The sequence below is a fragment of the Nitrosomonas sp. Is79A3 genome, from assembly GCF_000219585.1.
Classification (GTDB): domain Bacteria; phylum Pseudomonadota; class Gammaproteobacteria; order Burkholderiales; family Nitrosomonadaceae; genus Nitrosomonas.
In genome coordinates, this window is the sequence record NC_015731.1 from 2,393,021 (window position 1) to 2,409,821 (window position 16,801).

19 protein-coding genes are annotated in these 16,801 nt (G+C 45.0%); 12 read left to right on the forward strand and 7 right to left on the reverse strand.

Annotation, left to right across the window (positions count from 1 at the left end):
- Positions 1-103: 103 nt before the first annotated feature.
- From NIT79A3_RS11035 to NIT79A3_RS11070, 8 genes are all read left to right on the forward strand, one after another.
- On the forward strand, positions 104-931 hold the full coding sequence (locus NIT79A3_RS11035) for a DUF2914 domain-containing protein (protein ID WP_013966277.1): 828 nt from the start codon (positions 104-106) through the stop codon (positions 929-931).
- Between the two features lie 40 nt (positions 932-971).
- Entirely contained in the window at positions 972-1,517 is a 546-nt protein-coding gene (locus tag NIT79A3_RS11040) for an NUDIX hydrolase (protein ID WP_013966278.1), read from the forward strand.
- Positions 1,518-1,602: 85 nt separating this feature from the next.
- Entirely contained in the window at positions 1,603-2,724 is a 1,122-nt protein-coding gene (locus NIT79A3_RS11045) for a D-alanyl-D-alanine carboxypeptidase family protein (RefSeq protein ID WP_041360318.1), read from the forward strand.
- Positions 2,725-2,754: 30 nt separating this feature from the next.
- Entirely contained in the window at positions 2,755-3,627 is an 873-nt protein-coding gene (locus NIT79A3_RS11050) for a D-amino acid aminotransferase (protein ID WP_013966280.1), read from the forward strand.
- A gap of 41 nt (positions 3,628-3,668) precedes the next feature.
- Positions 3,669-3,935 (forward strand): DUF493 domain-containing protein, encoded by a 267-nt coding sequence (locus tag NIT79A3_RS11055; protein ID WP_013966281.1) that lies wholly within the window; start codon positions 3,669-3,671, stop codon positions 3,933-3,935.
- On the forward strand, positions 3,932-4,612 hold the full coding sequence (gene lipB, locus NIT79A3_RS11060; RefSeq protein ID WP_013966282.1) for a lipoyl(octanoyl) transferase LipB: 681 nt from the start codon (positions 3,932-3,934) through the stop codon (positions 4,610-4,612). The genes NIT79A3_RS11055 and lipB overlap by 4 nt, the downstream gene beginning before the upstream one ends.
- Positions 4,602-5,546, forward strand: a complete 945-nt coding sequence (gene lipA / locus NIT79A3_RS11065; protein ID WP_013966283.1) for a lipoyl synthase — start codon at positions 4,602-4,604, stop codon at positions 5,544-5,546. The genes lipB and lipA overlap by 11 nt, the downstream gene beginning before the upstream one ends.
- Before the next feature lie 295 nt (positions 5,547-5,841).
- A complete protein-coding gene (locus NIT79A3_RS11070; RefSeq protein WP_013966284.1) occupies positions 5,842-6,213 on the forward strand; it encodes a hypothetical protein in 372 nt (123 codons plus the stop codon).
- 218 nt (positions 6,214-6,431) lie between these two features.
- Here the strand turns inward: NIT79A3_RS11070 and NIT79A3_RS11075 are convergent, their stop codons facing one another.
- The 3 genes from NIT79A3_RS11075 to ilvD all read right to left on the reverse strand — a co-directional run bounded on the left by NIT79A3_RS11075 (position 6,432) and on the right by ilvD (position 9,179).
- The gene (locus NIT79A3_RS11075; protein ID WP_013966285.1) at positions 6,432-6,848 is read right to left on the reverse strand and encodes an OsmC family protein; all 417 of its coding nucleotides are present in this window, start codon (positions 6,846-6,848) and stop codon (positions 6,432-6,434) included.
- A gap of 103 nt (positions 6,849-6,951) precedes the next feature.
- On the reverse strand, positions 6,952-7,263 hold the full coding sequence (locus tag NIT79A3_RS11080) for a c-type cytochrome (RefSeq protein ID WP_013966286.1): 312 nt from the start codon (positions 7,261-7,263) through the stop codon (positions 6,952-6,954).
- A 242-nt stretch (positions 7,264-7,505) separates the two neighbouring features.
- On the reverse strand, positions 7,506-9,179 hold the full coding sequence (gene ilvD / locus NIT79A3_RS11085) for a dihydroxy-acid dehydratase (protein ID WP_013966287.1): 1,674 nt from the start codon (positions 9,177-9,179) through the stop codon (positions 7,506-7,508).
- Positions 9,180-9,285: 106 nt separating this feature from the next.
- Between ilvD and lgt the strand changes: the two genes are divergently transcribed.
- A complete protein-coding gene (lgt, locus tag NIT79A3_RS11090) occupies positions 9,286-10,107 on the forward strand; it encodes a prolipoprotein diacylglyceryl transferase (RefSeq protein WP_013966288.1) in 822 nt (273 codons plus the stop codon).
- A gap of 79 nt (positions 10,108-10,186) precedes the next feature.
- On the opposite strand, the gene NIT79A3_RS11095 is transcribed toward lgt, so the two are convergent.
- Positions 10,187-10,390 (reverse strand): hypothetical protein, encoded by a 204-nt coding sequence (locus NIT79A3_RS11095; RefSeq protein WP_041360319.1) that lies wholly within the window; start codon positions 10,388-10,390, stop codon positions 10,187-10,189.
- Positions 10,391-10,555: 165 nt separating this feature from the next.
- Here NIT79A3_RS11095 and NIT79A3_RS11100 point away from each other — a divergent pair, with 165 nt between their 5' ends.
- Positions 10,556-10,939 carry a hypothetical protein gene (locus NIT79A3_RS11100; protein WP_013966290.1) on the forward strand — a complete coding sequence of 128 codons (384 nt, stop codon included), beginning with the start codon at positions 10,556-10,558 and terminating at the stop codon, positions 10,937-10,939.
- 76 nt (positions 10,940-11,015) lie between these two features.
- On the opposite strand, the gene NIT79A3_RS11105 is transcribed toward NIT79A3_RS11100, so the two are convergent.
- The 3 genes from NIT79A3_RS11105 to phoB all read right to left on the reverse strand — a co-directional run bounded on the left by NIT79A3_RS11105 (position 11,016) and on the right by phoB (position 15,183).
- Complete coding sequence (locus NIT79A3_RS11105) at positions 11,016-12,632, reverse strand: IS5 family transposase (RefSeq protein WP_013966291.1); 1,617 nt, start codon at positions 12,630-12,632, stop codon at positions 11,016-11,018.
- A 371-nt stretch (positions 12,633-13,003) separates the two neighbouring features.
- A complete protein-coding gene (gene phoR, locus NIT79A3_RS11110; protein ID WP_013966292.1) occupies positions 13,004-14,311 on the reverse strand; it encodes a phosphate regulon sensor histidine kinase PhoR in 1,308 nt (435 codons plus the stop codon).
- Between the two features lie 149 nt (positions 14,312-14,460).
- The gene (gene phoB, locus NIT79A3_RS11115) at positions 14,461-15,183 is read right to left on the reverse strand and encodes a phosphate regulon transcriptional regulator PhoB (protein ID WP_013966293.1); all 723 of its coding nucleotides are present in this window, start codon (positions 15,181-15,183) and stop codon (positions 14,461-14,463) included.
- 94 nt (positions 15,184-15,277) lie between these two features.
- On the opposite strand from phoB, the gene NIT79A3_RS11120 reads away from it, so the two are divergent.
- Positions 15,278-15,688 carry a DUF971 domain-containing protein gene (locus NIT79A3_RS11120; RefSeq protein WP_013966294.1) on the forward strand — a complete coding sequence of 137 codons (411 nt, stop codon included), beginning with the start codon at positions 15,278-15,280 and terminating at the stop codon, positions 15,686-15,688.
- 92 nt (positions 15,689-15,780) lie between these two features.
- Positions 15,781-16,515 carry a bifunctional demethylmenaquinone methyltransferase/2-methoxy-6-polyprenyl-1,4-benzoquinol methylase UbiE gene (gene ubiE, locus NIT79A3_RS11125; RefSeq protein ID WP_013966295.1) on the forward strand — a complete coding sequence of 245 codons (735 nt, stop codon included), beginning with the start codon at positions 15,781-15,783 and terminating at the stop codon, positions 16,513-16,515.
- Positions 16,516-16,801 lie beyond the last annotated feature (286 nt).

The following is a 16,801-nucleotide window of genomic DNA, read 5'->3' on the forward strand; positions in this document are numbered from 1 at the left end:
TACCGGTAAGACGCGGTTTCAGTTATTTCTGAAAAATCCTTTATACTGCGCATTCAATCAGAAAACTAAACTTTTGACATCCTGATGTCTTGAGAAACGCGATATGAACAATAATAAATTAAAAATCCGCATTCAAATCCAGCAACAACCGCAGCAAGCCATTGACGAAATATATCCTGACCTGCCCGAACCCGAGATCATTTATGAGGAATCATTAGATTGGAAAAGAATTATAATCGCTGCACTGTTATTGCTATCCATTCTTGTTTTAATCGGCTATCTCTTATTCGCTACTAAAAACAATGAGAAATCACTGAATGAGTCGTCTTCGATCGATTCAGTCGTTTCAGCACCGGAAAAACCCGAATCGCTAACCGGCACAGTCGATAAGGCATCAGAAACTCAATCCGATGAATTGCTAACTAAACAACATTTGCAAGTTGATCCAATTGACTCTAAAAAAACCGTGGCTGCAAACAAGGCGATTGCCACCCCCGCCAAAAAACCGGAATCAGCAGCAGTTATTAATCAACCGGCAATTACCGGAATAAAAATACCTAAAACTGCACGGCAGCCGAAACCCCATAAAACATCGGATCACCCGGAGGTTGTCAGAGCACAATTAAGCCATGCCATAGAAGAACGGGAACCGGTCGATTCCATTGATGCGATACAATTACGTCCCGGCGAATCCCGACCCATTCATTTCTATCTGCATTTAAAGAATCTACAGGGAAAAAATATCCGCATCAATTGGTATCACGACGATAAACTGGATTCACAATTGGCTTTACAAGTGCATAATAACAATTGGCGCACGCATGCCAGCAAACAACTGGATCATCGGCGACTGGGTCCATGGCGCGTTGAATTGATCGATGAATCCGGGAATCTTCTGGCGATGAGGAATTTCACCGTCACGCAACACTGAAATCGGTTCACACTAGCGATACTGAATTTGAGGATTTACTATGAAATATTGCAGTAATTGTAGCGCCACCGTGGAATTGTTGATCCCCGAAGGCGATTCTTTGCCGCGTTATGTCTGTACCACCTGTAACATCATTCATTATCAGAATCCCAAGATGGTTGTCGGGTGCATCCCGGAATGGGAAGATAAAATTTTACTGTGCCGCCGTGCCATCGAACCGCGCCGGGGCTGGTGGACTTTACCGGCTGGCTTCATGGAAAATAACGAAACATTGGAACAAGCGGCCGCGCGTGAAACTTTGGAAGAAGCCAATGCCCGAGTAGAAATCGGCGATCTGTACGCGGTTTACAGCCTCCCTCACATCAGCCAGGTTTATGTGTTATTTCGCGCACGCCTGCTGGATCTTGATTTCAAACCCGGTATTGAAAGTCTGGAAGTCAAGCTGTTAACCGAAAATGAAATTCCTTGGGAAGAAATGGCTTTTCGTGTTATCCATGACCCCTTAAAGCAATACTTTAAGGAACGTAAACTGGGAAAATTGGGGATTCATCGCGGTGTCATTGACCGGCCTCATGGCAATTCCTGAGGAATGTTATTGTTCTTTATACTAAAAATCGATGGTTTTAGATTCTCTAATGGCAGGATATAATGTTCAATTTTTGCAGACTCCTATGAAGCATTTATTCGTATTATTACTAATGTGCCTCGCTGTCTCGTCAGTATCCGCCCAACAACAAGACATCTCCATAGCAGCTAAATCTTACATGCTCTCAGATTTTCAAACTGGGCAAGTATTGGCCGGTAAAAATGCACATGAGCGCATAGAACCTGCATCTCTGACAAAACTGATGACTGCTTACGTGGTATTTTCCGCTTTAAAGCAGAATCAAATTTCGTTGAATCAAAACATTCCCGTATCTGAAAGCGCCTGGAAAATGATTGGTTCGCGCATGTTTATTGAGCCCACCAAACAAGTCACGGTCGATGAACTACTCCGGGGAATGATTGTTCAATCAGGAAATGATGCCTGTATCGCTCTGGCAGAAGCGGTGGCAGGCTCGGAAGCCAACTTCTCGAACTTGATGAATAAAGAAGCGGAACGTTTGGGAATGAAAAATACGCATTTTACAAACTCAACCGGGTTGCCTGATCCCAATCTCTATACAACAGCACACGATTTGACTTTATTGGCAGCCGCTATCATCCGTGATTTTCCCGAGTTTTATCCGCTTTACTCACAAAAAGAATACACGTATAACAATATTACTCAACCAAATAGAAACCGGCTTCTATGGCTTGATCCGCATGTGGACGGCATGAAAACCGGATGGACCAAAACTGCAGGTTATTGTCTGATTACATCGGCGATACGGGATAAACGGCGGCTCATATCGGTGGTAATCGGCGCCCAATCAGCCAATGCACGCAGCATGGAGAGCCAGCGGTTACTCAATTATGGTTTCCAATTCTACGATACCCTGCATTTATACAAAAAAAATGACTCGCTCACCACGATCCATTTATGGAAAGGTACTCAAAATGAACTAAAAGCCGGGTTTGACCGGGATGTTTATTTTACGTTGCCTAAGGGTCAGGCTGACAAACTGAAAGCCACCATGGAATATAAACAACCCCTGATAGCTCCGGTTCATCTGGGTCAGGAAGTCGGCACGGTAAAATTCACGCTGGATGACAAAACTGTCGAAATTTATCCATTAGTTGCCTTGGAAAAAGTTGAAACAACCAATATCTTCGGTCGTGCGTGGGATAGTGTAAAATTGCTGTTTAACTAATCCTGCCTCAACACATCGCAAAAGGTTCGCATGATATATCTGAACGGTAAGTTTATGCCCATTGAGGAAGCTTGTATTCCTGTTTTGGATCGCGGTTTTATATTTGGTGATGGTATCTATGAAGTAATCCCCGCTTATTCCCGCAAACCATTCCGCCTCGCCAAGCATCTCGACCGCTTACAACATAGCCTGGATGGCATTCGTTTACAAAATCCATTCAGCAATGCGGAGTGGAAAAATCTGCTGGAACAAGTCATCGCAAAAAATGATGGCGAAGATCAATACCTCTATCTGCACATCACACGGGGTGTAGCCAAACGGGATCACGCTTTTCCTGTTAACGTTCCACCTACCATTTTTATCATGAGCAACCCGCTGCTGCCTCCGCCCGCAGAACTGCTGGTCAGTGGCGCATCTGCTATTACCGCCATTGATAATCGCTGGATACGCTGCGATGTCAAAGCGATTTCATTGCTGCCCAATGTATTGCTGCGTCAGTTGGCTGTGGATGTGCATGCGATTGAAACGATCCTGATCAGAGACGGATTCCTGACCGAAGGGGCCGCCAGTAATATTTTCGTTGTTAAAGACAAAGTGTTGCTAGCGCCGCCAAAGAGCCATTTGATGTTACCCGGAATCACTTATGACGTGATTCTTGAGTTAGCAGCAGCGAATAAAATCGCACATGAAATCCGCGAAATTTCAGAAACAGAAATACGTAAGGCTGATGAGATCTTACTCACATCATCCACGAAAGAAATTATGCCGATCACATTACTGGACAACAATTCCGTGGGAAATGGAAAACCCGGAGCGATGTTTACCCAATTACATGCACTCTATCAGCAGTATAAAGCGACGCACATGCGTGGCAATGCTTCTGGCGATACAGAAGATTTGTAAAAAACACTTCTGAAATATTCAAGCAGTATGCCGCTGCGTACATGACAGAACAGCCTTCTTTAATCGAATACCCCTGTGACTTTCCCATCAAAATAATGGGTAAAGCACAGCAGGATTTTACGCAAATAGCACTAGCGATTGTCAAATATCATGCGCCTGATTTCGATACCACAACCATGACAGCCAAAGCCAGCAAAAACGGTACTTATTTGAGTATTACATGCACCATTCGCGCCACTTCCCGGTCGCAACTGGATGCGCTGTATCAGGCATTATCGGATCACCCCATGGTAGCCGTGGTACTGTGATTGATCCTGCCACGACAGCATTTTCACCGGTTCTTGAGCGGCAACATTTTATCGTCAAGAAAATAGGCCTATCCGATTACCAGGCTACCTGGCAAGCGATGAAAGATTTCACCATTGCCCGGACTGAAGAAACTTGCGATGAAATCTGGTTATTACAACACCCTCCTGTTTTTACGCAAGGCATTGCGGGAAAACCTGAGCATCTGCTGTATAACGCCGGAATTGATTTAATCAAAACGGACCGGGGCGGACAAATTACTTATCATGGGCCAGGGCAAATCGTCGCTTATTTACTATTGGACATACGCCGGTTAAAACTCGGCGTGCGCGAATTGGTCAGATGCATGGAAAGCGCCGTGATAGATGTGCTGAAAGACTATCGGATCAAGGCAGTTGCACGGGTTGATGCGCCAGGTGTCTATGTCGATAATGCAAAAATCGCTGCGCTGGGTTTGAAAATAAAGAAAAATTTTTGCTACCACGGTATCGCATTCAATGTGGATATGGACTTAACGCCTTTCTCGTACATTAATCCATGCGGTTATCAAGGACTACAAGTAACGCAAACCAGAGATTTGGGCATAACCGATGGATTGGAGATTCTAAGCAATAAACTGGCAAACCGATTACAAGAAAAACTTCTTAAAGGAATAAGTATTTACCACCATGACCACTGATACCCGCCAAAAGGGTGCTGACAAAACGGCACGCAATCCGATTAAAATTACCCCGCAAACTCGCAGTGATCTACTGCGCAAACCCTCCTGGATTCGTGTCCGCTCGTCCAACAGTGAAAACTTCTACGAAGTCAAACGACTGTTACGCGAACACAAATTGCACACGGTCTGTGAAGAAGCTTCTTGTCCGAACATCGGCGAATGCTTTGGTAAAGGCACAGCCACTTTTATGATTCTGGGCGACTTATGCACACGCCGCTGCCCTTTCTGCGATGTTGCACACGGCAGACCCAAACCACCGGATGCCGACGAACCGCTTCATTTGGCGCAATCCATTGCCGCCATGAAGTTAAAATATGTCGTGATTACCAGCGTGGATCGCGATGATTTACGTGATGGCGGCGCGCAACATTTTGCCGATTGCATCCGTGAAATACGCACCCATTCACCAAACACAAAAATAGAAACGCTGGTACCAGACTTCCGCGGGCGGCTCGAGATTGCCCTGGAAAAACTTGCGGCTTGTCCGCCGGATGTATTAAACCATAATCTCGAAACGGTACCCAGATTGTACAAGCAATGCCGGCCAGGCGCTGATTATGCGAATTCATTGAAACTGCTGAAAGACTTTAAAGCGGACTTTCCTCACATTCCCACTAAATCAGGGTTAATGCTGGGTTTGGGTGAAACAGATGAAGAAATTATGGGTGTATTGCGCGATTTGCGTGAACACAATGTGGAAATGCTGACCATTGGCCAATATTTACAGCCCAGTATCGGTCATCTTCCGGTAATGCGCTATGTCACCCCTGAAGCCTTCAAAGTATTCGAGGAGGCGGCGTTTGCAATGGGTTTTAGCCATGCGGCCTGCGGACCGATGGTGCGTTCCAGCTACCATGCCGACCAGCAAGCACACGAATCCGGTTTGTTATAAGGACAAGCAGTCGTAAGGCACACAAGATCCAACGAAGTTGGATCCACTCACTGATTGACACAACCTGAAAATATTTTAAAATTGCGGCGCGTTCTGTGTCTTACCTTCTGATGCAGTAGTGTATTAGAAATTTCCTCGCATAGTGTTAATTGCGGTTATTGAGCCGGGGTCAGATGGAAAAACTATAGCGATGATCTTTTCGATTGAAAAGATGAAGTTTGTAACAAGATTTAGAAATTTAATTTATTAACAATGGTTCTATAACTTTTATATTGGATTGGTTTTATATATATATATGAAAAAATTACTTTTTATTGTTCTGGTTTCTATGATGTTTTCTAATAATCTCTATGCAAAAAAAGCTAAGAGCAGTACATCGAAAAGCACAACCAGCTCCAAATCTGCAGTCACACAACAAAAGAAAACTGATGCACCGAGTCAGGCGCCCGCCGCGCAAGCACCGGCCACTACCTCTAACGCGGCAGCAGCGCCAGCTGCTAATGCACCAGCTCAGAATCCATCACTCCTTCAATCAGTTATGCCAGCGTTGGTTGGTGGTGCAGTTGGAAGCTATGTTGGCAGCAAATTGGCCGATGATGGAGAAGCTGAGAAAAAAGTAGAAGAAAAAGCAGAAAAGAAAGACGAACATCCTTTAATAGCAAAATAGAAGAAATATTATTTTCATCAACTGAATAAGTTTCCCGGATCTGTTTTTATAAGAATGTTCATTTCTTGAGCAATTCCGGCACAGCTTCCGTGCAAACCTCTATTATTTTGCACTGATTCGTTCGCTGTTAGCGGATCAGTGCATACTGTTCATCAGTATGCGGACGGATATAAGGAACAAAAAAACAGAACGCATTACTCATAGAGTTTATTTCGTTCTCATGCGTTATTAATCTCAAAATCATGCGTTATTTTCACGGTGTTTTTGAGCATGATCGAAGCCGAGCAATACTTCTCTGAAGACAGATTAATCGCGCGCTCGACCTGTTGCGGATTCAAGTTATTTCCTGTGATAATGAAATGCAAATGGATATGGGTAAATACTTTAGGATCAACAGCGGCACGTTCGGCTTCAATTTCCACTACACAATCGGTAATATCCTGACGGCTTTTCTTTAGAATCAGCACTACGTCAAAAGTGGTGCATCCTCCTAATCCCATTAACAGCATTTCCATCGGACGCGGCCCAAGATTTTGACCGCCAGCATCCGGTGCACCATCCATCAATACCGAATGTCCGCTGCCTGATTCAGCCAGAAAACTAACATTCCCTTGCCATTTGATACGCGTTTTCATTGCTCCTCCGGTTGTTAGAACGGATATTTCTGTAAATATTTTTTGATGCTGAAAATAAAAAGCCGACGTTATTACGCGTCGGCTTTTCTGTAACCGGAATGACTTATTTCAGGGTCAAAATAAAATCAGCTAACGTTTTAGCATCTTCTGGTTTAACAGTAGCGTTTGGAGGCATTGGAATCGGGCCCCAAACACCATTACTTCCCTTTAATATTTTATCTGTCAAATATGCAGAAGCATCAGCTTGGCCTGCGTATTTTCCAGCAATATCCTTCAGACTCGGGCCAACCAGCTTGGTATCAACGTTATGGCAATTCAAACAACCACTGCTTTTTGCCAGATCTGCATTGGCTTGTGCAACACCGGCTAACAATAAAGCTGATGCAGCAACTGCTCCTATTAACACTTTTTTCATATTTTTTTCCTTATTTAAATTATAAAAGGGTTTTTATTCTACCCTGAACTTCACAGACTTGCAGCAAATCCTGTCAGTTTGTTATTTCTGGCGCACAACCTGTTGCCATACGTACTCATTCACCAACTGCAGCCGCCGCAACCTCTTATGATACTGCTCCAGTAAGACTTGATGGTGGAATAATTAGTTCCAGCAGAAACACTAAAGCCATCATCCATGGAAATCAGTGTTGCAATGCATAGCTAATCCGTTATGGCTCCGGCACTGGCACTCGATACCTGCTTCGCGTATTTTGCCAATACCCCGCGCGAATAACGCGGCTGTGGCGGTTGCCAATCGGCACGCCGTTGCGCCAAAATCGTATCCGGAACATTCAATTGTAATAACCGCTGTTCGGCGTCAATAGTAATCGAGTCGCCTTCCTGTACCAATGCGATAGCGCCTCCGACAAAAGCTTCCGGCGCCACATGCCCGACCACCATGCCATAGGTACCTCCCGAGAAGCGTCCATCGGTAATCAATCCGACGGAGTCTCCCAGTCCCTCACCGATCAAGGCCGAAGTCGGTGACAACATTTCCCGCATACCGGGCCCGCCTTTAGGGCCTTCATACCGAATTACCACGACATCTCCGGGCTGTATTTTGCGGGCAAGAATCGCTGCCATGCAGGTTTCTTCCGATTCAAACACGCGTGCGGGTCCAGTGATTTTAGGATTTTTAATTCCGGAAATTTTTGCGACACAACCCTCCGTGGACAAATTGCCTTTCAGAATCGCCAGATGCCCTTGGGCATACATTGGATTGTTCCATTGGCGAATCACATTCTGGTCGGCACGCGGCGCATCGGGAATATCTTTCAATATTTCTGCAATGGTTTGTCCGCTGATGGTTATACAATCTCCATGTAACAGACCATGCACCAGCAGCATTTTCATGACCTGAGGAATACCGCCCGCGCGGTGCAAATCGGCCGTAACATAGCGTCCGGAAGGTTTTAAATCACACAACACCGGCACTTTGCCACGCATCCGTTCAAAGTCATCAATGTTCCACTCGACTTCAGCAGCATGCGTAATCGCTAGAAAATGCAATATCGCGTTGGTAGACCCTCCCACCGCCATGATCACGGCAATGGCGTTTTCTACTGACTGACGGGTAATGATGTCGCGCGGTAAAATTTGTTTTTTGATGGCATTGACCAACACCTCGGCAGATTGCCCGGCACTGATCAGTTTCTCTTCGTCTTCCGCCGACATCGTGGAAGAGTACGGCAAACTCATGCCCATCGCTTCAAAAGCGGATGACATGGTATTAGCAGTGAACATGCCGCCACAAGAACCGGCGCCAGGACAGGCATGCCGCTCTATCTGCAACAATTCCGCGTCATCGATTTTATGCGCACTGTGCTGGCCTACTGCCTCAAACGCGCTGACAATGGTTAAATCTTGGCCTTTATAATGCCCCGGTTTAATCGTGCCGCCATAGACAAAAATTGCCGGCACGTTCATACGTGCAATGGCAATCATCGCGCCCGGCATATTCTTGTCACAACCGCCAATGGCAATCACACCATCCATACTTTCCGCCTGTACACAGGTCTCAATCGAGTCAGCAATCACTTCGCGTGAAACCAGAGAATATTTCATGCCTTCCGTACCCATCGAGATCCCATCCGACACCGTGATAGTGCCGAACATCTGCGGCATGGCACCCGCCTGCCTCAATGCCGCTTCCGCTTTTAACGACAGCTCATTCAAACCTTTGTTACACGGCGTGATAGTGGAATAACCATTGGCAACTCCCACGATTGGCTTATCGAAATCCCCATCGTTAAAACCAACGGCGCGCAACATGGCGCGGCTGGGCGCGTGTTGCGCGCCTTGGGTTATGGCCTGGCTACGTTTATTGTCTGGCATGCTTGCTCCTGAATGAGATAAAAATACAATTTATGACAAGGCGTACGATTATCACAAACGCACTTGGTATAATGGTTCGTATTTTACCGTAAATAAGGCCGAAACTATGCTCGTTCATCCTCAAATTGATCCCGTCGCCATTTCTCTGGGGCCACTTTCCGTTCATTGGTATGGATTGATGTATTTAATCGGCTTTGTGCTATTCATCCTGCTAGGCCGTTATCGCATTAAACACAATCCGCATTCCGTCTTTACCTATGAAATGCTCGATGATGCGTTGTTTTACGGCATGTTGGGCGTGATCCTAGGCGGACGCCTGGGACATGTGCTGTTCTATCAATTCGGCTATTACCTGGAGCACCCGTTGCAAATCTTTGCCATCTGGGAAGGCGGGATGTCTTTCCATGGCGGGTTTCTCGGCGTATTCGTCGCTATGATCCTGCTGGCTCGCAAACACAATCTGCCGTGGCTAGCAGTAACCGACTTTGTCGTCCCATTGATTCCTCCGGGATTGGGAGCGGGCCGTATCGGCAATTTTATCAACGCCGAATTATGGGGACGCCCCACCGATGTTCCATGGGGAATGGTGTTCCCGTATGTCGACGAACTCCCCCGTCATCCTTCGCAGCTTTATCAATTTGCCCTCGAAGGTGTGGTGCTGTTCATCTTCATCTGGATTTATTCGTCAAAACCGCGCGCAACTGGTGCTGTCACCGGCATGTTCATGATCGGCTACGGCGTTTTACGTTCGTTTGCAGAATTCTATCGTGAGCCGGAAGATGGTTTTATGGGGGTGCTCACATTGGGAATCACAATGGGACAATGGTTGTCCATTCCAATGATTTTGGCTGGAATAACTGCGTTAATTTGGTCAAGACGTCAAACAGTTAGTACACAAAATAATCCACGTAAACGTAAAAAACGTTAACCGTGATGAAATTTTATTTGAAGTAATTTATCGCAGCCATTTCTTGCAGTATTTATTCTTGTGATTTGCTCAGTACTTGTTACAGCTGCATAAAGATTAAATATTGCGGCTGCGCACTCTGGAGCTTTCTATCTTCCTCGCTGCACAATGTGTAATCCTCATCAACGTTATGAAGCTCTGCCAAGGTATGAATCCAAAACAAGCGCTCTGCCGTGTGTGAACTTTCCATTACCTTCTCGAGGAATTTGAACTTGATCGAAGCAGTAGCAGATAGAGTTTTCATTTTACCTATCAATTATCCAATGACGACAACTGAATTCTAATTCCTTATATAAATTAACATCGCCTAATGGTTTCCCTTAGTTAAAAACCAAGGTTTCCCCAATATACTCATCGCATTGACCAAGTTAAGATGGCATCGTTCGTTCATCTTCTGAGGGTATTTATCATGAAAACACTAAAACTTTCAACATTGCCAGCTTTACTGGTGCTTAGCCTATTCGCCTCATCGGCATTCGCAGTCGATGGTATTGATGATAGCAACCATGCTGCTTTGACAAAGTATTATGAAAACCTGGCTAAGGATGCAAAAGCGAAATTACAAGAAAATAAAGCGGCACTTGATGAGTATGAGGCTCACCCTTATTACTATGGCAGACAAGGCCAAGATTTCCAATCGCATACTTCCGCTAATATTCACGAATATGAAGAAATTTTGGCAGAAAGTTTGAATAACGCTGATCTTCATAGAAAAGTGGTCATGGAACAAGGCAATCCGGTCATTAATAAAGCGAAGGTTAATCTAGATGGCGATTCTTCGGCGGTAAGATAGTAGTAACAACAGCAAGCAGTACGGCAATAGGATCCTGCAAAGGATCCTAAATAGAGCTTACTCAGAAATTTAGCGATCAGATATGCGTTGCCAAGTAAGAATTCTGGTTTGAGATGAATTGGCAGGCACGCGCAAACGGAATTTCTCTGGGCATGCACTCTTTTGTCACCCAAAATGCTATTTTGGCAGCAAGATTCCTCAGGCAAATAAAAACCCGCACCAAGATGAGTAGGTTCATAACCAGGAAGATACTATTAATCCATGCGGCAGACGTATCAGCGCGCTTGTCTCGAATATTGTTGAGCCGATAACCATATTTTCCTTGGCCAAACTTTCCTTCAATCGGAATGCGTTCGCGATATTCCTGTCGGCGTTGTGCTTTCAGGTGTTTGATCTCATCTTTGTTTTCAGGTGTACTCTTTGGTGGACGTCCCAGTGGTTTGCCTGAGAAGCGGATGTGCTTGCGTTCCAGATAGCTGCGATTATCACGTGAACCATATAGCGTGTCGGCAATGACGGCTTCAGGATAATAGCCGTAACGCTTTTTGTAGGCTTCAACTTGCGCTTGAAGATCATGGCCTTCATGTTGCGCCTCCCAGTGCAGCTTATCGACATGCGCCAATCCTTTACCTGTCAAGCTCACGCTTATTTTGGCGCCAAATTCCACTGCCTTGCCTTGCTTTCCCCTGATAATGGGCCGAAGATGCGGCTGACTGATACTGACAATGCGATCATCACAACGTCTGGTGTTGGTTTTGTACATTGCATATTGTTGCCGGTACAGATGGGGCAATACCCAGTAGCGGCGCAACAACCAATTGGGTAATGGTATGGGCGTGCCAAGCGGATATTCCGTTAACATATGTTCAATATGATTTAAATTCCGCTGCAGGAACTGCAATTGCTGCCTGATACCGGCACGGCGTTTTCTGCTGGATGGCCGTCTTAACTTGACCAGGCTGAGGTAGGCTTTTCTGGCAATCTCGCGATAAGTGCGCGGCTTCTTTTTCTGTGGACGATTACTTTTGGCATGCAGTTCATCAATGATACGCTCACTCAATTCACGCGCTTCGTTCAGCAGTCCAAGATCTGTCGGATAGCGTATGGCCTGTTCTGCAACGGTGGCATCCAGTATTAATTTGCCGTGATTGCGCGGCTGCTCATCGGCCAAAGATTGCTCTGCTTCCATTGCAGTGCCCGTGTCGCTGCTGCCTACCTCACCGCTATTTGATACACCATTGCCGTCGTTGTCATCATCAATTGCTTTGACTGACTTCTTTGTCCGCCTAGGTTCAACCGTTTCGATGATCGCCTCATAAAATTCATCGAATACCGTCTGACCCATGCGCTTGCGTATCTCAACCAGTAATGATGACGCAAACGGCGCCTTCGCTTGAAAACCTTTCAGGCCAATAAAATATTGCAGATACGGATTTTCTCGAATCTGTTCAACAGTCTCTTCATCCGAAATCGATAATTTATGTTTAATTATCACCACTCCAATCACAATTCTGGCATCTTTGGCTGGGCGGCCCAGTCTTGAACATAACGTCTTATAATAACTCTCGGACAACTCATCCCACGGTAGGCAATCCCTCAGTTTTACCCAGCGATTATTGGGATCAAGAATCATGCCTGGCGGTGTATCAAATCCTTCGAGGGGCAGTTGCTTTTGGCTTATATAACGAATCATAGTGCACGGTTTTTGGTGTTAATTCACATATTTGCGTGCACTATTTTACCAAAAAACACAATATTGTTAAACTTAATCAGTTAGTTATACTTTTTGAGTAAGCTCTAAATAGAGAGAAAATAACCACCGGCTTGCCGGTGGTTATTTTTTTCACATTACAATTGAATATATCTCAGCAAAAAAGTAAAGAATTGTGCAATCGATTGCTGAATTTTCTCAAACCAGTAATATTGGTTAAACAGCGAATCCAATAACCAACCTAACAACTAACTTTTTTGCTCCATCACCCAGCATTATGATGAAGCTTAATCACTCTATTTCTTGATGTATTTGATGGGTGACTACTGATCCTGAAATTATGTTTTAAGTCATCATTTATTTTCTGGGATCAACCGTTTAGCAGGAAACCATATAGTAAAACGGCTGCCCTTGCCTACTTGACTGGTAATCTCCATGCGCGCCTGATGCCGGCTTAGGACATGTTTGACAATGGCAAGCCCAAGCCCTGTTCCACCCGTTTCTCGCGAGCGGCTGCTATCCACGCGATAAAAACGTTCCGTCAAACGTGGGATATGCTCCGGCTCAATACCGATTCCACTGTCCTGTACAAAAAATAATCCCTGCCCGTCCCGCTTCTCCCAGTTAATATTGATTTCTCCGCTATCGGGGGTGTAACGAATCGCATTGCTGATTAAATTCCCGAAAGCGCTACGTAACTCTTCTTCACTCCCAAGTAATTGATCTTGCGACGCGATATTCAATTTGATTTGATGGCGCCCTGCGCTGAGGGACTCTGCATCCTGCAGAATCCCTCGCAACAAACTGGTCACCTCCACAGCTTTCTCATTCACAATACTTTGTTCATTCTCCAAGCGCGACAAAATCAGCAAATCTTCAATCAATCGCTGCATGCGTGTGGTTTGTTCTGACATTAATACCAATGCACGCTTATTAAAACCGCTATTAACATTTTCATCTGCCGATAAGGTTTCAAGAAAACCGCTAATGACCGTAAGCGGTGTACGCAATTCATGAGAAACATTGGCAATGAAGTCGCGCCGCATGGTTTCAATTTTTTCAAATCGTGTAATGTCACGACTAATTAGAAGCTTCTGGTTATAGCCATAAGGCACTAACTGCAACGAAACAATGATTCCTTGTTGACGCGTTTGATTGAGAATCAACGGATTACTGTATTTACGTGCTGCCAGATATTCAACAAAAGGTATTTGTCTGACCAGATACGTAATTTGCTGGCCCGTATCCAATGACAGGTTAATGCCTAAATGTTGCTCGGCGACAGGGTTGCACCATTCAATCCGGTCAGTTTCATCGAGAATTACAATTCCATCGGGCATAGCAGAAGTAACGCTGCGCATTCGCTCCAATGCAAGGCTCAATAATTCCTGGCTTTGACTGTGTTGGCGCACATAGCGCGCCAAATGTGCAAATACATCATCCCATGCTCCGGAACCAGCCGGAATGCTTGCAGGCGAATGATCGGAAAGCCGCAGCCAGCGTTCTAATGCAGCCAGATAGCGGATATGGTGAAACGCTATCCATAACATTACTACACCGAAAAACAGTAATGCTTTAACAGCACCAAAAATCATCCACAGTACTGCGGTGATAAAAATGATAAAAATAATATTAAAAGAGCGCTGCCAAATATCAGACACTTAGAAAATCCTGAAAAAAAGTAGTAACGTTGGAATAGTATTGAAAATTTCTGATTCGATACGCAGGCAGTGAAAACAATTAAAAACACAGGTGGCGCCAATCAACTTCATAAACAATGCCGGTATGCGAAATATTGCACTTTGTTTTATCAGATTTGTGTGTTTAAATCTTTAGCTTGTAGTGCCGCAATTACCGAGAACCGGTAACCTGCGCCTCTGACAGTTTGTATCCATTCATCTTTGCCTGCCAATTGTAATGCTTTACGCAACCGGCGAATATGCACATCGACGGTACGTTCCTCAACAAACACATGGTCACCCCATACCCGATCCAGTAATTGACTGCGCGAATAAACCCGTTCGGTATGCGTCATCATAAAATGCAACAATCGATATTCAGTTGGCCCTAGCTCAATTTCTTTATTCTCGGCAGTCACCCGATGATTGACCGGATCCAGCCGTAACCCATCAATCTCAACCACTTCATCAGAAGCTTCCGGAATCAGTCTGCGTAGCACTGCATTGATACGAGCGACCAGCTCTCGGGGCGAGAAAGGCTTAGTAATATAATCATCCGCGCCAATTTCCAGCCCTGCAACCTTATCCGTTTCCTGAGTACGCGCGGTCAGCATAATTATGGGGATTAACCGGGTACGTTCACCGCGCCGCAGTATTCGCGCAAATTCAATACCACTCATTCCAGGTAACATCCAGTCCAGCAATATAAGATCCGGCAATGCGTTATTGATAATTGCCATCGCCTTCTCTGCATTCTCTGCACTGACAGTTTCATAACCGGCTTGCTGTAAATTATAAATAATCAATTCCTGTATAGCAGTTTCATCTTCCACGATCAGTATTTTTGCAGTCATGAGTGAATTCCTGTATCAATCAAATTTTTCTGTACAGTTTTGCTACAATGGACTTAACTATTACTTTTAAACAATTTGCACTGAATAACATAACATGGCCGGTTTAACCAAAGAAACACCTCATCCCACAGAAATCAAGTTACATCAAAAGTCCAGAATTTTGGATATTACTTTCTCTGATGGAAAAACATTCCAATTTTCATGTGAATTTTTGCGGGTCCATTCACCTTCCGCCGAAGTGAGCGGCCATGGTCCGGGGCAGGAAGTGCTGCAAACCGGCAAGAAAATGGTCAACATCCAGAAAATTGAACCTGTTGGTAATTATGCCATACAACTCAATTTTACCGATGGCCATAACACCGGACTGTATTCATGGGATTTGCTCTATAACTATGGCCTCAATCAGGATAAAATATGGCAACGGTATTTGCAGCGCATGGAGGAAGCCGGCGCCAGTCGGGAGCCCGACTTCAGAGCCAAGACAACGAATCACTCGTGCAAATAGATTGTGGCATATTGGATTGATTAATTTTCAATCGAAATAAGCCTATCGACGACTCTTTAAAAGCCAATTCAAACATAAACTCAATCACTATCATGACTAAAACTACGCATTTTGGCTTTAATACTGTTGCTGAAGATGAAAAAGCCGGGAAAGTTGCAGAAGTCTTTCATTCAGTAGCAGAACGCTACAATCTGATGAACGATTTGATGTCCGTAGGTTTGCATCGTCTATGGAAACGCTTTGCCATTGAAACCAGCGGCGTTAAAAATGGCGACAAGGTATTAGATATTGCAGGCGGCACTGGAGATTTAAGCGCACTTTTTTTACAAAAAGTAGGCAAATCTGGCGAAGTCTGGCTGACGGACATCAATAACTCCATGCTCTCAATCGGCCGCGACCGCCTGATTGATGAAGGCACACCGACTCCGGTTGCGCAGTGCGATGCTGAAAAATTACCCTTTCCAGACAATTATTTTAATTGTGTCAGCGTCGCATTCGGCCTTAGGAATATGACTCATAAAGATATGGCACTCAAAGAGATGCTGCGCGTCATCAAACCGGGCGGAACTGTCATCGTACTGGAATTTTCCAAAATCTGGAAACCACTGCAGCCTGCCTATGACGCTTATTCATTCAAATTATTACCCACCATGGGAAAAGTGATTGCAGACGATGCGGAAAGCTATCGGTATCTGGCAGAATCTATCCGCATGCATCTTTCCCAAGAAGAATTAAAGGAGCTAATGGAACAAGTTGGCTTTGAACGAGTGGAATATTTTAATTTGACAGTGGGAATTGTTGCGCTGCACAGAGGGTATAAGTTTTGATTAATTCTCACTCAGCTTTAGACATCCAGCCCCAACCTTGCGTCACCCAGACAGTGAAACAAACGAACAAGGACGGATGGGGCTAATATTGCTTGCTGCTGACGGCGCTGCCACACCCACAACCTTGGATCCTCAGATTGTTTTGGGAAGGTAAATATCGAGAACTTCCGATTGAAATTTCCCCTGAAAGCAAGTCCGGCAAATTCTACGCGTAGCCAATGCATCGGCCCGATTGTTCCGGAGAACTATTCAATTTGAGTCAGGCTGCATCAGGGGACAGATAGTT

What these genes read in the sequence shown, in the direction of transcription:
- NIT79A3_RS11055 (WP_013966281.1), top strand. Translation starts at nt 3,669, where the DNA reads ATGACAGAACAGCCTTCTTTAATCGAATACCCCTGTGACTTTCCCATC.
- ubiE (WP_013966295.1), top strand. Translation starts at nt 15,781, where the DNA reads ATGACTAAAACTACGCATTTTGGCTTTAATACTGTTGCTGAAGATGAA.
- lgt (WP_013966288.1), top strand. Translation starts at nt 9,286, where the DNA reads ATGCTCGTTCATCCTCAAATTGATCCCGTCGCCATTTCTCTGGGGCCA.
- NIT79A3_RS11035 (WP_013966277.1), top strand. Translation starts at nt 104, where the DNA reads ATGAACAATAATAAATTAAAAATCCGCATTCAAATCCAGCAACAACCG.
- NIT79A3_RS11075 (WP_013966285.1), bottom strand. Translation starts at nt 6,848, where the DNA reads ATGAAAACGCGTATCAAATGGCAAGGGAATGTTAGTTTTCTGGCTGAA.
- phoB (WP_013966293.1), bottom strand. Translation starts at nt 15,183, where the DNA reads ATGACTGCAAAAATACTGATCGTGGAAGATGAAACTGCTATACAGGAA.
- NIT79A3_RS11045 (WP_041360318.1), top strand. Translation starts at nt 1,603, where the DNA reads ATGAAGCATTTATTCGTATTATTACTAATGTGCCTCGCTGTCTCGTCA.
- NIT79A3_RS11120 (WP_013966294.1), top strand. Translation starts at nt 15,278, where the DNA reads ATGGCCGGTTTAACCAAAGAAACACCTCATCCCACAGAAATCAAGTTA.
- ilvD (WP_013966287.1), bottom strand. Translation starts at nt 9,179, where the DNA reads ATGCCAGACAATAAACGTAGCCAGGCCATAACCCAAGGCGCGCAACAC.
- NIT79A3_RS11050 (WP_013966280.1), top strand. Translation starts at nt 2,755, where the DNA reads ATGATATATCTGAACGGTAAGTTTATGCCCATTGAGGAAGCTTGTATT.
- NIT79A3_RS11040 (WP_013966278.1), top strand. Translation starts at nt 972, where the DNA reads ATGAAATATTGCAGTAATTGTAGCGCCACCGTGGAATTGTTGATCCCC.
- NIT79A3_RS11080 (WP_013966286.1), bottom strand. Translation starts at nt 7,263, where the DNA reads ATGAAAAAAGTGTTAATAGGAGCAGTTGCTGCATCAGCTTTATTGTTA.
- NIT79A3_RS11105 (WP_013966291.1), bottom strand. Translation starts at nt 12,632, where the DNA reads ATGATTCGTTATATAAGCCAAAAGCAACTGCCCCTCGAAGGATTTGAT.
- lipA (WP_013966283.1), top strand. Translation starts at nt 4,602, where the DNA reads ATGACCACTGATACCCGCCAAAAGGGTGCTGACAAAACGGCACGCAAT.
- NIT79A3_RS11100 (WP_013966290.1), top strand. Translation starts at nt 10,556, where the DNA reads ATGAAAACACTAAAACTTTCAACATTGCCAGCTTTACTGGTGCTTAGC.
- NIT79A3_RS11070 (WP_013966284.1), top strand. Translation starts at nt 5,842, where the DNA reads ATGAAAAAATTACTTTTTATTGTTCTGGTTTCTATGATGTTTTCTAAT.
- NIT79A3_RS11095 (WP_041360319.1), bottom strand. Translation starts at nt 10,390, where the DNA reads ATGAAAACTCTATCTGCTACTGCTTCGATCAAGTTCAAATTCCTCGAG.